We start from the raw sequence: 14,237 nt of genomic DNA, 5'->3' as shown, positions 1-14,237 counted from the left end.
AAAGCTCCATCAGCGCGTACCGCGCGTCACTCCGGCATCTTCAGCGGGCTTGGCGAGATGATCACGCCGTTGTTGTCGGCATACAGGTACTCGCCCGGGCGGAAGGTGACACCGGCAAAGGTCACGGCCACGTTGAGGTCGCCGATGCCGCGCTTGTCGGTTTTCATCGGGTGGCTGGCCAGCGCCTGCACACCGACGTCGGTCTGGATCAGTACGTCGACGTCACGCACGCAGCCGTAGATCACCAGGCCTTCCCAACCGTTTTTGGCGGCCTTTTCGGCGAGCATGTCACCGAGCAGCGCACGGCGCAGCGAGCCACCACCGTCGACCACCAGGACCTTGCCCTTGCCATCGAGCTCGACCTGCTCCTTGACCAGCGAGTTGTCTTCGAAGCACTTGATGGTGACGATCTGGCCACCGAAGGAATCGCGGCCACCGAAGTTGCTGAACATCGGCTCCAGCACCTGAACCAGGTCCGGGTAGGCGTCACACAGGTCGGGCGTTACGTAATGCTGCATGGTAAGCTCCTGTCAGTCACAACGAAAGCGGGTATCGGCCAAGGCTACACCGTACAAGCTGTTGCAGTCATCCGGGACCGGGCAGTCATTTGCATTCACCTGACCGGTACAGGCTCCTGCACCACCGTCGATTCATGCACCGGCAGCAGCGGATCGCGCAACCAGCGCTCCACCAACGGCCAGACCTGCGCCTGCGCCGCCTTGCTCACCAGCATGTCGACATGCCCAAAGGCCTCGAAGCCTTCTTCACGCCCCAGGCGCAGGAACTGCTTGCGCTCCCCGCCAAGCTGATCGAACAGCTTGCGGCAGGCCCACACCGGGTCCTGGAAGTCCCCCGCACCCGCCACCGCCAGCAACGGCACATCCACTTCGGCCAGCCCCGTCCACCAGTCGTTCTGCTTGTCACCAAAACGCCCGAACAGGCCATGCCAGCGCATGCTCTCAAGGGCCAGGCCGATCGGCTCGTCCTCCGGGCCACGCTTGAACCGCGGCCCGGAAATCTGCCCCCAGCGCTTGAGCAGCCATTTTGCCCCCCAGGTCAGCGGTGGCACTTTGAGCGGCCAGTAGACCCGGCTGATCTGGGTGCCGAAAAGCGCCACGCTGGCCACCTGCTCGGCCTTGAGAAAGCCGCCGCCCAAGGCTGCTACCAAGGTGGTGCCACCCAGGGAGTGGCCGACCCAGTGCGGCGCCTGGCCAGACTGCTCGTGCACGAATGCCGCGATCAGCGGCAGGTCGTCGCGGGCGTAGTCAGCCACGCTGTTGTGTTTCCAGTTGCGGTTACGCGGTGACAGGCCATGGCCGCGCATCTCCGGGATCCACACGTCGAACCCGGCCCGCGCCAAGTGGGCCCCAAGGCCGATACCTTTGGGCGAATACCAGAAGCGCCGGTTGGAAAAACTGCCATGCAGCAGAATCACCGGCACACCCACAGCCCGGCCTTGATCAGCCAGGCCCAGGCGGGTAATAGCCAGCTCGACGCTGGGGTCAGCGCTGTTGCCGGCCTTGATCCGGTACACGTCTTCGCTGAGGTCGCCGCGGCGCTCGGCACTGAGCAAGGCCACGGGAAAAAGATTGCTGCTGCTTTGCATAAGGTTGCTTGGTGCACAAAAAAGGGCGGGATCCATCACTGGAACTCGCCCTGGAAAAAACCAGGCGGGGGCGCGCCAGACGCACCCCCGCAATTTACCGCATCAGGCCGCGCCCTGGCCTTCGGCCAGGAAGAACCAGGTCTCCAGGACCGAGTCCGGGTTCAGCGACACGCTCTCGATGCCCTGCTCCATCAGCCATTTGGCCAGGTCCGGGTGGTCCGAAGGGCCCTGGCCGCAGATGCCGATGTACTTGCCAGCCTTGTTGCACGCCTGGATGGCGTTGGCCAGCAGCTTCTTCACCGCCGGGTTACGCTCGTCGAACAGGTGGGCGATGATGCCCGAGTCACGGTCCAGGCCCAGGGTCAGCTGGGTCAGGTCGTTGGAACCGATCGAGAAGCCGTCGAAGTACTCGAGGAACTCTTCGGCCAGAATGGCGTTGGACGGCAGCTCGCACATCATGATCACACGCAGGCCGTTGTCGCCACGGGCCAGGCCGTTTTCGGCGAGCAGGTCGACGACCTGGCTGGCTTCGCCCAGGGTGCGCACGAACGGCACCATGATCTCGACGTTGGTCAGGCCCATTTCGTTGCGCACGCGCTTCAGCGCACGGCATTCGAGCTCGAAGCAGTCACGGAACGACTCGCTGATGTAGCGCGAGGCGCCGCGGAAGCCCAGCATCGGGTTTTCTTCTTCCGGCTCGTACAGCTTGCCGCCGATCAGGTTGGCGTACTCGTTGGACTTGAAGTCCGACAGGCGCACGATGACCTTTTTCGGGTAGAAGGCCGCCGCCAGGGTGCTGATGCCCTCGACCAGCTTCTCGACATAGAAGCCGACCGGGTCGTTGTAACCGGCAATACGCTTGTCGACGCTCTCTTTCAGCTCCGGCGGCAGGCCAGCGTAGTTCAGCAGCGCCTTGGGGTGCACACCAATCATGCGGTTGATGATGAACTCCAGACGCGCCAGGCCGACACCGGCGTTGGGCAGCTGGGCGAAGTCGAAGGCGCGGTCCGGGTTGCCGACGTTCATCATGATCTTGAACGGCAGATCGGGCATGGCATCGACCGAGTTCTGCTTGACGTCGAAGCCCAGCTCGCCCTCGAAGATGAAGCCGGTATCGCCCTCAGCACAGGACACGGTCACGCCCTGGCCATCTTTCAGCACCTGGGTAGCGTTGCCGCAACCGACCACGGCCGGGATGCCCAGCTCACGGGCGATGATCGCCGCGTGGCAGGTACGCCCGCCACGGTTGGTGACGATGGCGCTGGCGCGCTTCATCACCGGTTCCCAGTCCGGGTCGGTCATGTCGGAAACCAGCACGTCGCCTGGCTGCACCTTGTCCATCTCGGACACATCGTTGATCACGCGGACCTTGCCGGCGCCGATGCGCTGGCCGATGGCACGGCCTTCGACCAGTACGGTACCCTTCTCTTTCAGCAGGTAACGTTCCATGACGTTGGCGCTGGCGCGGCTCTTCACGGTCTCAGGGCGAGCCTGGACGATGTACAGCTTGCCGTCGTCACCGTCCTTGGCCCACTCGATGTCCATCGGGCGCTGGTAGTGCTGCTCGATGATCATCGCCTGCTTGGCCAGCTCGTTGACTTCGTCGTCGCTCAGGCAGAAGCGTGCACGTTCGGCGCGGTCGACCTCGATGGTCTTGACCGAACGGCCGGCCTTGGCTTCGTCGCCATAGACCATCTTGATCGCCTTGCTACCCAGGTTGCGGCGCAGGATGGCCGGGCGGCCAGCCTCCAGGGTTTGTTTGTGCACGTAGAATTCGTCAGGGTTGACCGCACCCTGCACCACGGTTTCACCCAGGCCGTAGGCGCCGGTGATGAACACCACGTCACGGAAGCCCGACTCGGTGTCGAGGGTGAACATGACGCCGGCGGTGCCGGTTTCCGAACGGACCATGCGCTGCACGCCGGCGGACAGGGCCACCAGCTTGTGGTCGAAGCCCTGGTGCACGCGGTAGGCGATGGCGCGGTCGTTGAACAGCGAAGCGAACACTTCCTTGGCCGCGCGGATCACGTTATCGACGCCACGGATGTTGAGGAAGGTTTCCTGCTGACCGGCGAACGAGGCGTCCGGCAGGTCTTCGGCGGTGGCCGAGGAACGCACGGCCACGGCCATGTTGTCGTTGCCCTGGGACATTTCGGCGAAGGCGGTGCGGATTTCCGCATCCAGGCGGGCCGGGAATTCGGCCTCCATCACCCACTGACGGATCTGCGCGCCGGTTTTGGCCAGGGCATTGACGTCATCCACGTCGAGGGCGTCGAGGGCCGCATGGATCTGGTTGTTCAGGCCACTCTGTTCGAGAAAGTCACGGTACGCCTGAGCCGTAGTGGCAAAGCCGCCCGGCACCGACACGCCGGCACCAGCGAGGTTACTGATCATCTCGCCGAGGGATGCGTTCTTGCCCCCCACATGCTCCACATCGTGGACGCCGAGCTTATCGAGGGAAACTACGTACTCTACCAAGGTGATCTCTCCACTAACTGTATTGGAAAAGCTCAAGGGCGCCCGCCTGCCTTCGTTGACTGGGCCGGACGCTTGTGGCCTGTACCTGGAAAATAGGTTCGCAAAATATGGCAGAATGCCGACAGCCGCATTCGGCAAACCGAACTTATCATATCCAAGAAACGACATCAGCTTAAGGCCCAGATCGCAAATGAAACGAACCGCGTTCTTCATCTCCGACGGCACCGGCATCACCGCCGAAACTCTGGGCCAGAGCCTGCTCGCTCAATTCGAGAGCATTCCGTTCAATAAATTCACCCGCCCGTACATCGACAGCCCGGAAAAAGCGCGGACCATGGTGCAGCAGATCAACGCTGCCGCAGAGCGCGACGGCATGCGGCCGATCATCTTCGACACCATCGTCAATCAGGACATCCGTGAGATCCTGGCGACGTCGAACGGCTTCATGATCGACATCTTTTCTTCGTTTTTATCCCCGCTCGAGCAGGAACTGACTGCCCATTCGTCGTATTCCGTGGGCAAATCGCACTCCATTGGTGGCAATTCCAACTACATGGAACGCATCGAGGCGGTGAATTTCGCCCTGGACAACGATGACGGCGCACGCACCCACTACTACGACAAGGCCGACCTGATCCTGGTCGGCGTGTCACGCTGCGGCAAGACCCCGACCTGCCTTTACATGGCCATGCAGTTCGGTATTCGCGCCGCCAACTACCCACTGACCGAGGACGACATGGAGCGCCTGCAGTTGCCGGCGGTGCTGAAAAAGCACCACAGCAAGCTGTTCGGCCTGACCATCGACCCCGACCGCCTGACCGCCATCCGCCACGAGCGCAAGCCCAACAGCCGCTATTCGAGCTTTGCCCAGTGCGAATTCGAGGTGCGCGAGGTGGAGAACCTGTTCCGCCGGGAGAACATTCCCAACATCAACTCCACGCATTTCTCGGTGGAAGAGATTTCGGCGAAGATCCTCGTCGAGAAAGGTGTGGAGCGGCGGTTCAAGTAAGCCTGCACCCGCGAAGAGGCCAGCACAGGAATACAAAAAGCCCCGGCATCGCTGCCGGGGCTTTGTTTTACCTCACTAAAAGTTTCAGGACGGCACCACCGCCGCCTGCCCGCTCATCGCCAGGTCGACCAGCTCGCGGTTGGCCACCGCGTACATCGCATAGTCAGTGCCGGTGGCATTGCGCAGGTCGTCGAGCATGGCGCGCCAGCGCTCGACCATCACCCGGTGCTGCTCAGCCCACAGCGCCACCCGGGCGTCCATGTCTTCCGGCGCATCGGCCATCTGCAGGACCGAGATGGTGATCGCCCGCTGCTGCAGGTCGATGTCGTCGCGGAACGCCTCGCGGGCCAGGGCCTGCCAGTTGTTTTCCACCGGCAGGTTGCTGATTTCCTGCAGGTACCAGGTCAGGTCCAGCGCGCTGCCCACGGCGAAGAACGCCTTGGCCACCTGCGCCGGGTCATGCCCCGTCACGTCCGAGGCCTCGATGATTGGCAGCAGGGTGTACAGGTGGGTGGTACCGGCAACCATCCGCGCCAGCAGCTCTGGCACACCGGCATCGACGAAGCCCTGGTAACGCACCATCCAGCGCTCGCGGGTCGGGCCTTCCAGCAGCTCGTCGAGCTTGAGCCCCAGCTGGGCGATCTTCGGCCCGAAGTGCGCGCTGTCGCGCCCGGCATCCTGTTCGTTGCGCCGGCTGCGCAGGAACCAGCGGGTGGCACGGCGGCCCAGGCGCATCAGTTCGTCCATCAGGGTCAGCTGGATTTCCGCCGGCACCTGGTAGTCCAGTGCCTCGATCTGGCGGAACCAGTGCGGCAGGTGGAAGATGTCGCGCACGATCACATAGGCGCCGGCGACGTTGGCCGGGCTCATGCCGGTCGACTCCTTCAGGCGCTGGACAAACGTGATGCCCATGGTGTTGACCAGGTCGTTGGCGATCTGCGTGCTGACAATTTCACGCTTCAGGCGGTGACGGCGCATGGCTTCGGCAAACTTGCTGACCAGCGACGGCGGGAAGGCGGTTTCCATGTCGCGGGTCAGGTAGTCGTCATCCGGCACCAGCGACTTGAGCAGCTGTTCCTTGAGGTCGATCTTGCTGTACGAGATCAGCACCGACAGCTCGGCGCGGGTCAGGCCCTGGCCGGCAGCCAGGCGCTCGGCCAGCTGCTCCTCGGACGGCAGGAACTCGATGGCCCGGTCCAGCTTGCCACGGCCTTCGAGGTCAGCCATCAGGCGCTTGTATTCGGCGATCCGCTCGCGGGCGCGGCGGGCAGCCAGCGACAGCGCCTGGGTCTGCTTGTAGTTGTTGCCCAGCACCAGGCCGGCCACTTCGTCGGTCATGCTGCCGAGCAGCTGGTTGCGCTGCTTCTCGGTCATGTCGCCACCCTGCACCACTTCATTGAGCAGGATCTTGATATTGACCTCGTGGTCGGAGCAGTCCACACCACCGGCGTTGTCGATGAAGTCGGTGTTGGTGGCGCCGCCATGCAGGCCGAATTCGACACGGCCGAGCTGGGTCATGCCGAGGTTGCCGCCCTCGCCCACCACCTTGCAGCGCAGTTCGTTGCCGTTGACCCGCAGTGCATCGTTGGCCTTGTCGCCGACATCGGCGTGGCTTTCGCTGCTGGCCTTGACGTAGGTGCCGATACCGCCGTTCCACAGCAGGTCGACCGGCGCCTTGAGCAGCGCGTGCAGCAGTTCGGTCGGGGTCAGGCGGTCGGCTTCGATGGCGAAGCGTTCCTTCATCTGCGGGCTGATGGTGATGCTCTTGGCGCTGCGCGGGAAGATCCCGCCGCCTTCGGACATGATGCTGCTGTCGTAGTCGCTCCAGGCCGAGCGCGGCAGGTCGAACAGGCGCTTGCGCTCGACGAAGCTGGTGGCCGGGTCCGGGTTCGGGTCGATGAAGATGTGCAAGTGGTTGAACGCCGCCACCAGTTGCAGCTTGTCGGACATCAGCAGGCCGTTGCCGAACACGTCACCGGCCATGTCGCCGACGCCGATCACGGTGATCGGGTCCTGCTGCACATTGATGCCGCGCTCGCGGAAGTGGCGCTGCACGCCGACCCAGGCGCCACGGGCGGTGATGCCCATTTTCTTGTGGTCATAACCGGCCGAGCCGCCCGAGGCGAACGCATCGCCGAGCCAGAAGCCATAGTCGATGGCGATGCCGTTGGCGATGTCGGAGAAGGTCGCGGTGCCCTTGTCGGCCGCCACCACCAGGTACGGGTCGTCGTCATCGTGACGCACCACGTTGGCCGGCGGCACCACGCCGCCGTCCTTGAGGTTGTCGGTGATGTCGAGCAGGCCGCAGATGAAGATGCGATAGCACGCCACACCCTCGGCAGCGACCTCGTCGCGGGTACCGCCCAGCGGCAGCCGGCGCGGCAGGAAGCCGCCCTTGGCGCCGACCGGCACGATCACCGAGTTCTTCACCTGCTGGGCTTTCACCAGGCCCAGCACTTCGGTGCGGAAGTCTTCCTCGCGGTCCGACCAGCGCAGGCCGCCGCGGGCGACGTTGCCGAAGCGCAGGTGCACGCCCTCGACCCGTGGCGAATAGACGAAGATCTCGAACTTCGGCACAGGCTTGGGCAGCTCGGGAATCAGCTTGGGGTTGAACTTGAAGCTGAAGTACGACTTGTTCTGGCCGTTGGCATCCGGCTGGTAGAAGTTGGTGCGCAGGGTGGCCTTGATCAGGTCCAGGTAGCGGCGCAGGATGCGGTCCTCGTTGAGTACCTGGACATCGTCCAGGGCGGTGAGGATCGCCTGCTCCAGGCGCTGCTGCTTGTCGTCCAGGTCTTCGTTGGTGAGCTTGCGCGCCAGGTAGAAACGGGTCTTGAACAACCGGGTCAGCTCGCGAGCGATGTCGGTGTGGTTGTTCAGGGTGCTGGCGATGTAGCCAAGGTCGAAGCCCAGGCGGATCTGCTTGAGGTACCGGGCATAGGCACGCAGCAACGCCACGTCACGCCATGGCAGGCCGGCGGTGAGCACCAGGCGGTTGAAGGCGTCGTTCTCGGCGTCGCCCTTGACGATGTGGATGAAGGCATCCTGCAGGGTGTCGTTGAGCTGCTGGATGTCCAGGTTCAGGCCTTCGCTGTAGGTGAAGGCGAAGTCGTGGATCCAGAACTCGCGCCCGCTGGCGTGGCGCAGGCGGTAAGGGAACTCGCCGAGCACGCGCAGGCCGAGGTTTTCCAGGATTGGCAGCACATCCGACAGCGCCAGCGGGGTGTCGGCGTGGTACAGCTTGCAATGCAGCAGGCGGTCGCCCAGGCGGGTCAGGGGCTGATAGAAACTCATCGCCAGCGGCTTGTTCTCGGACAGCGCCACCACATGCTGCAGGTCGACCACCGCCGAATGCGCCGGGAAGCGCTCGCGGTAGCCCGCCGGGAAGCCTTTGGGGAAGTCAGCGAGGATATTGGTGCCCTGGGCTTCGCCGAAGTTCTCGATGACCAGCGCCGAGTAGTCGTCTTGCCACGAGCGGCAGGCCTGGATCACTTCGTTTTCCAGTTGCTGCGGGTCGATGTCGATGCGGTTCTTCGGGTCGACCCGCAGAATCAGCTGCACGCGCGCCAGCACCGATTCGGAGAAGAAGGTCCAGAACTCGCAGTCGCTGGCCTTCAGGCGCTCCATCAGCACCTGCTGGATCTTCTGCCGCACTTCGGTGGAGTAGATCTCCCGCGGCACGTAGGCCAGGCAGTAGCAGAAGCGCCCGTACGGGTCCTTGCGCAGGAACACGCGGATCTTGTTGCGCTCCTGAATCTGCACGATCGACATCACGGTATTGAACAGCTCGTCGATCGGCGTCTGGAACAGGTCGTCACGCGGCAGCACTTCGAGCACCTGGGCCAGCTCCTTGCCCAGGTGCGCTTTCGGGTCGAAGCCGGAACGGCGTTCGACTTCAGCGACTTTCACGCGGATGTAAGGGATGGCATGCACGCTCTCGCCGTACACCGACGAGGTGTACAAGCCCATGAAGCGGCGCTCTTTGATAACCTTGCCATCGGCGTCCAGCTGGCGAATCGACACGTAATCCGGATAGGCCGGGCGATGCACGCGGCTGGGATGTGCGGCCTTGGCGAACGACAGCAGCAGTGGCTCGTTGAGATAGGCCACGGCATATTCTTCGATGCGCAGTTCTTCCGCCGTCAGCCCCACCCGCAGGCGGCGCGGCAGGCCGAGGAACGACTGCTCGTCATAGACCATCTGGCCACCGTCGCTGTCGGCCTGGACGGTGAATTCTTCATAGCCAAGGAAGGTGAAGTGGTTGTCCAGCAGCCATTCGAGGAAGGCCTTGACCTCGCCCTTCTCATGCTGGGCCGGGCCGTAGGCGGTGTTTTCCACCTCGGCGACGACTTCGCGCAGCTTGGCTTTCATCGGCTCGAAATCCGCCACTGCCACGCGCACTTCGGCCAGCACCTGCTCGATCTCGCGGGTCAGCACGGTCAGCTCGGCGGCATTGGCGCAGCGGTCGATCTCCAGGTACATCAGCGACTCATGGCGCACGCCTTCGCCCTGGGTGCCTTTGGGCAGCAGTTCGAGCAGCTCGCCCTTGGCGCCCCGGCGCACGCTGAGCACCGTGGTCTGCAGGGTGTGGATGCTGTAGCCGCGGCGGTTCAGCTCGGTGCGCACCGAGTCGACCAGAAACGGCAGGTCGTGGTGCAGCACTTCGACCACGGTGTGGGTCGATTGCCAGCCATTGCGTTCGTAATCGGGGTTGTACACCCGCACTTGCGGGTATTCGGGGTCGAAGCGCTCGATGATGCGCCATGCCGACAGGGTGCAGCCGGCCAGGTCCGAAAGCCTGCGCTGGGTGAGTTCGTCCAGAGAGATGATGCCGAAGAACTGCTCGGCGAACAGCGCCACTTGTGGCAGGGACTGTTCGCTGATGTGCTGCGCCAGGGCCGCTTGCAGTTGATGCTGGAAGTCGGCTTTGCTGGCTGCGGTGAAGAAGGCCATCTGTGGTACTCCGCTTGGGCTTTGTAATAGTTGAAGCGTCGCGCACGTCCGCCATGTACGGATCAACGATAGCCAACCCATGGCAAGCCGGACGGTAAAAACCAGACGTAGAACGTGACAGGTACGTTCAGGGCTCGCGGAAGCTTAACGACTGAGCGGTCATTGCCGCTTGCGAGGCTGCGACAATTTCGGTCAAGGGCTGGCAACTTTACGTTTATGGATGTGTGCAAGGCTGTCAGAATTCCCTCTCATTTCCAGAAGCCCGAGCCGTTGCCATGCAAATCAAGACCGCCCTGCTGTTCGCCACCCCTTGCGATGACGAGGAAGACAACATGGCGACCCTGTGCTGCCACAGCGACAAGGGGCAGATGTTTCTGCTGACACGCTACCCGGATGAAGACACCGTCGACCTGACCCTGGATGACGAGCCGTCGACGCTGGATGGGCTGAAGGTGACCTTGAGTGCACAGCGCCTGCTGATCGAAGTGGCGGCCGGGGATCGCGATGCGCTGAAAGGGGATGAGGCGCTGGAGATCGTGCTGACTTCGGCGGGGACCGACCTTGAGGAAGTGGCGCTGACGCTGAAGAACATCCTCGAAGGCACGGGCACCTTCGTCAGCGAGCTCTGAGTCTTCCTGTTCCGGCCTCTTCGCGGGTTTACCCGCGAAGAGGCCGGGCCTGCAAAGCAGATAATCCATTGACACCTCTGCCCTACCACAGGCATTGTCTGACAACCTGATCACTAGGCAACCGCTTCCATGCTAGAGCTCCAGCGCCCCGATACCCTGGTAGACCGGGTTGTCAGCGCCATCCGCGCCGAGATCGATTCCGGCCGTTTGACCGCCGAATCGCGCCTGCCCACCGAACAGCAACTGGCCGAACAGCTGAACGTCAGCCGCTCGGTGGTGCGCGAAGCCGTGGCGCAGCTCAAGGCCGATGGCGTGCTGATCGCTCGTCGCGGGCTCGGTTCCTACATCTCGCAAACCCCAGCCGGCACCGTGTTCCGCTTCCCCGGCAGCAATGGCCGCAAGCCGGACCTGGTGCAGATGTTCGAGATGCGCCTGTGGATCGAAACCCAGGCCGCCGCCATCGCCGCCCGCCGGCGCGACGAGCAGGACCTGGCGCACATGGCCAAGGCCCTGCAGGAAATGCTCGACAAGCGCAGCGACTTCGCCACCGCCTCGGCCGCCGACGTGGCCTTCCACCGGGCGATTGCCGAAGCCAGCAAGAACGATTACTTCGTGGCCTTCCACGACTTCCTCGGCGGCCAGCTGGCCAGCGCACGGCGCACCGCCTGGGAAAACTCCGCCGCCCACTCGGTGGGCGGTTCGGCCGATGCCAACCGCGAGCACCAGGCGCTGTACCAGGCCATCGCCGATGGCGACCGCCAGGCGGCCGCAGCTTGCGCCGAAGCGCACCTGCGCGCCTCGGCCAAGCGCCTGAAGATCGACCTCCCCGCCCTCGACTGACCCCGGAGAAACCAACGCGCCCTGACGCGGGCCTTTTTTGCGCACTACTTAGTCTGACAACCTGATAAGCAGACCCACCGACAAGAACACCAAGGTACTCTTGCATGACCTACGACTACTGCATCATCGGCGGCGGCATCGTCGGCCTCGCCACCGCGATGGCCCTGCTCGAACAGCGCCCGGGCGCATCCCTGCTGATCCTGGAGAAGGAAGCCAGCCTCGGCCGCCACCAGACCGGCCACAACAGCGGCGTGATCCATGCGGGCATCTACTACGCACCGGGCAGCCTCAAGGCCGACCTGTGCAAGCGCGGCGCCCAGGCGACCAAGGACTTCTGCACTGAGCATGGCATCGCCTTCGAGGTCTGCGGCAAGCTGCTGGTGGCCTCCAACGACCTGGAAGTGCAACGCATGCAGGCGCTGTACGAGCGCTCGCAGCAGAACGGCCTGAAGGTCGAGCGCCTGGATGCCGCCGCGCTGGCTGAACGTGAGCCGAACATCGTCGGCAAGGGCGCGCTGTTCCTCGATGCCACCGGCATCGTCGACTACACCCAGGTGTGCAACGCCATGGCCAAGGTGATCCGCCAGGCCGGCGGCGAGGTGCACTTGTCGACCCGCGTGCGCGCTATCCAGGAGCACGCTGACCATGTCGCCATCGGCACCGACAGCCACACCTGGTGCGCGCGCCAGCTGGTGGCCTGCGCCGGCCTGCAGTCCGACCGCCTGGCGCGCCTGGCCGGGGTGAAGATCGACCATCAGATCATCCCCTTCCGCGGCGAGTACTACCGCCTGCCGGCCAGCAAGAACCAGATCGTCAACCACCTGATCTACCCGATTCCCGACCCGGAACTGCCGTTCCTCGGCGTGCACCTGACACGCATGATCGACGGCAGCGTCACTGTCGGCCCAAATGCCGTGCTCGGCTTCGGCCGTGAGAACTACCGCAAGTTTTCGGCCAACTGGCGCGACGTGGCCGAGTACGCCAGCTTCCCGGGCTTCTGGAAAACCATTTGGAACAACCTCGGCTCCGGCACCACCGAGATGAAGAACTCGCTGTTCAAGCGCGGTTACCTGGAACAGTGCCGCAAGTACTGCCCATCGCTGCAAGTGGCAGACCTGCTGCCCTACGAGGCGGGCATTCGCGCCCAGGCGGTGATGCGCGACGGGGCCCTGGTGCATGACTTCCTGTTCGCCGAGACCCCGCGCATGGTGCATGTCTGCAATGCCCCGTCGCCGGCTGCCACTTCGGCCATTCCGATCGGCCAGATGATCGCCGAGAAGATCCTCAAGGCCCGCTGAAATCTGCTTCACCCTTAACCCAAAAAGACGCAACTACAAATACAATAAGGAACCCCCCATGTCGGTACATGAGGCGGCCCCGGCCGCGCACGAGACCCCGCAACAGCAACGCAAGCGCCTGCGCAAGGTGGCGGCGGCAACCATCTTCGGCTCGATGCTGGAGTGGTACGACTTCTACCTCTACGCGACCATGGCCGCGATCGTGTTCTCGAAGATCTTCTTCGATGCCAGCAACCCGGCGGTGGCCTCGCTGCTGGCCTTCTCCACCTTCGCCATCGGCTTCATCGCCCGCCCCTTCGGCGGCATCCTGTTCGGCTACCTGGGCGACCGTTTCGGGCGCAAGCATGTGCTGGTGATCACCTTCTGCATGATGGGCGTGTGCACGGCGCTGATCGGGCTGATTCCAAGCTATGCCAGCATCGGCATCTGGGCACCGATCCTGCTGGTGGTGATCCGCATCATCCAGGGCCTGGGCGCAGGGGCCGAGCTGTCCGGCGCGGCGGTGACCTCCTACGAGCATGCCAGCGAAGGCAAGCGCGGCAGCCAGGGCGCATGGCCGGCGCTGGGGCTCAACCTGGGGCTGCTGCTGTCGTCGCTGACTGTGTACATGCTGACCATGAACGGCAACGACTTCCTCCTCGCCGGCGGCTGGCGCATCCCGTTCATTGCCAGCATCGCCCTGGTGGCGGTCGGCCTGTGGGTGCGCAAGAGCATCCCCGAGACGCCGGACTTCAAGGAACTCGACAAGGCCGACAGCAGCAAGCCGCAGGTGTCGCCGCTGAAGCTGCTGTTCAGGAACGACCTCAAAGGCCTGGCCGTGGTGTTCTTCGTGGCCATCGGCTACAACGCGCTGAGCTACATATTCAAGACCTTCTCGCTGGCCTACCTGACCCAGTTCAAGGGCGTGCAAGCGCATGTCACCTCGCTGTCGGTGACCATCGCCAGCCTGGTGGCGATCTTCGCCGTGCCGTTCTTCGGCTGGCTGTGCGACCGCTGGAGCAGCAAGACCGTGCTGATGCTCGGCGGGGTCCTGTCGGCCTTGTTCGCCTACCCGTTCCTGCAGCTGTTGAGCACCGGTGAGCCCACCCAGATCTACATCGCCATCGCGATCGGCACCGGCATCCTCGCGCCGATGATGTTCGCCCCGCAGGGTTCGTTCTTAAGCCGCCAATTCCCGACCCAGACGCGCTCGTCGGGCTTTGGTACCGGCCGTGAGATCGGCACCGCAGTAGCCGGTGGCTTGGCGCCGCTGGGCGGCTTGGCGCTGGTGGCCGGGTCGGCTACCCATTCCACCGATGGCGTGGCGCTGATCCTGGCGATTGCCGGGGTGCTGGTGGTGGTGTTTGCCCTGTGCGACCAGGGGCGCAGGCACTCCACCTCGAAGAACTGAGCCGAAAAGCGTGCGGGCGCGCCCTGCAGCGACCGTG

At 63.9% G+C, this 14,237-nt stretch carries 9 protein-coding genes; 5 read left to right on the top strand and 4 right to left on the bottom strand.

The genetic code is table 11. The annotated features are described in order from the left end of the window. Positions 1–26: 26 nt before the first annotated feature. The 3 genes from rraA to ppsA all read right to left on the bottom strand — a co-directional run bounded on the left by rraA (position 27) and on the right by ppsA (position 4,084). Complete coding sequence (rraA, locus tag F6X59_RS08230) at positions 27–518, bottom strand: ribonuclease E activity regulator RraA (RefSeq protein ID WP_054883439.1); 492 nt, start codon at positions 516–518, stop codon at positions 27–29. A 95-nt stretch (positions 519–613) separates the two neighbouring features. After that, the gene (locus F6X59_RS08225; RefSeq protein WP_256669144.1) at positions 614–1,606 is read right to left on the bottom strand and encodes an alpha/beta hydrolase; all 993 of its coding nucleotides are present in this window, start codon (positions 1,604–1,606) and stop codon (positions 614–616) included. Positions 1,607–1,708: 102 nt separating this feature from the next. After that, positions 1,709–4,084 carry a phosphoenolpyruvate synthase gene (gene ppsA / locus F6X59_RS08220; RefSeq protein WP_152955804.1) on the bottom strand — a complete coding sequence of 792 codons (2,376 nt, stop codon included), beginning with the start codon at positions 4,082–4,084 and terminating at the stop codon, positions 1,709–1,711. Positions 4,085–4,274: 190 nt separating this feature from the next. On the opposite strand from ppsA, the gene F6X59_RS08215 reads away from it, so the two are divergent. Further along, entirely contained in the window at positions 4,275–5,093 is an 819-nt protein-coding gene (locus F6X59_RS08215; protein ID WP_054885785.1) for a pyruvate, water dikinase regulatory protein, read from the top strand. 84 nt (positions 5,094–5,177) lie between these two features. On the opposite strand, the gene F6X59_RS08210 is transcribed toward F6X59_RS08215, so the two are convergent. Further along, on the bottom strand, positions 5,178–10,043 hold the full coding sequence (locus F6X59_RS08210) for an NAD-glutamate dehydrogenase (protein WP_152955803.1): 4,866 nt from the start codon (positions 10,041–10,043) through the stop codon (positions 5,178–5,180). Between the two features lie 275 nt (positions 10,044–10,318). On the opposite strand from F6X59_RS08210, the gene F6X59_RS08205 reads away from it, so the two are divergent. From F6X59_RS08205 to F6X59_RS08190, 4 genes are all read left to right on the top strand, one after another. After that, positions 10,319–10,672 carry a hypothetical protein gene (locus F6X59_RS08205; protein WP_152955802.1) on the top strand — a complete coding sequence of 118 codons (354 nt, stop codon included), beginning with the start codon at positions 10,319–10,321 and terminating at the stop codon, positions 10,670–10,672. 129 nt (positions 10,673–10,801) lie between these two features. After that, the gene (locus F6X59_RS08200; RefSeq protein WP_152955801.1) at positions 10,802–11,512 is read left to right on the top strand and encodes a FadR/GntR family transcriptional regulator; all 711 of its coding nucleotides are present in this window, start codon (positions 10,802–10,804) and stop codon (positions 11,510–11,512) included. A gap of 104 nt (positions 11,513–11,616) precedes the next feature. After that, positions 11,617–12,810, top strand: coding sequence for an L-2-hydroxyglutarate oxidase (lhgO, locus tag F6X59_RS08195; protein WP_152955800.1), 1,194 nt, complete (start codon positions 11,617–11,619; stop codon positions 12,808–12,810). A 58-nt stretch (positions 12,811–12,868) separates the two neighbouring features. Further along, complete coding sequence (locus F6X59_RS08190) at positions 12,869–14,200, top strand: MFS transporter (protein ID WP_152955799.1); 1,332 nt, start codon at positions 12,869–12,871, stop codon at positions 14,198–14,200. Positions 14,201–14,237 lie beyond the last annotated feature (37 nt).

The organism is Pseudomonas sp. MN1F (assembly GCF_009391885.1).
In the GTDB taxonomy this organism is placed as follows: Bacteria; Pseudomonadota; Gammaproteobacteria; order Pseudomonadales; family Pseudomonadaceae; genus Aquipseudomonas.
The sequence above is the reverse complement of the archived record's forward strand: the minus strand, read 5'-3'. Positions and strand labels throughout refer to the sequence as shown.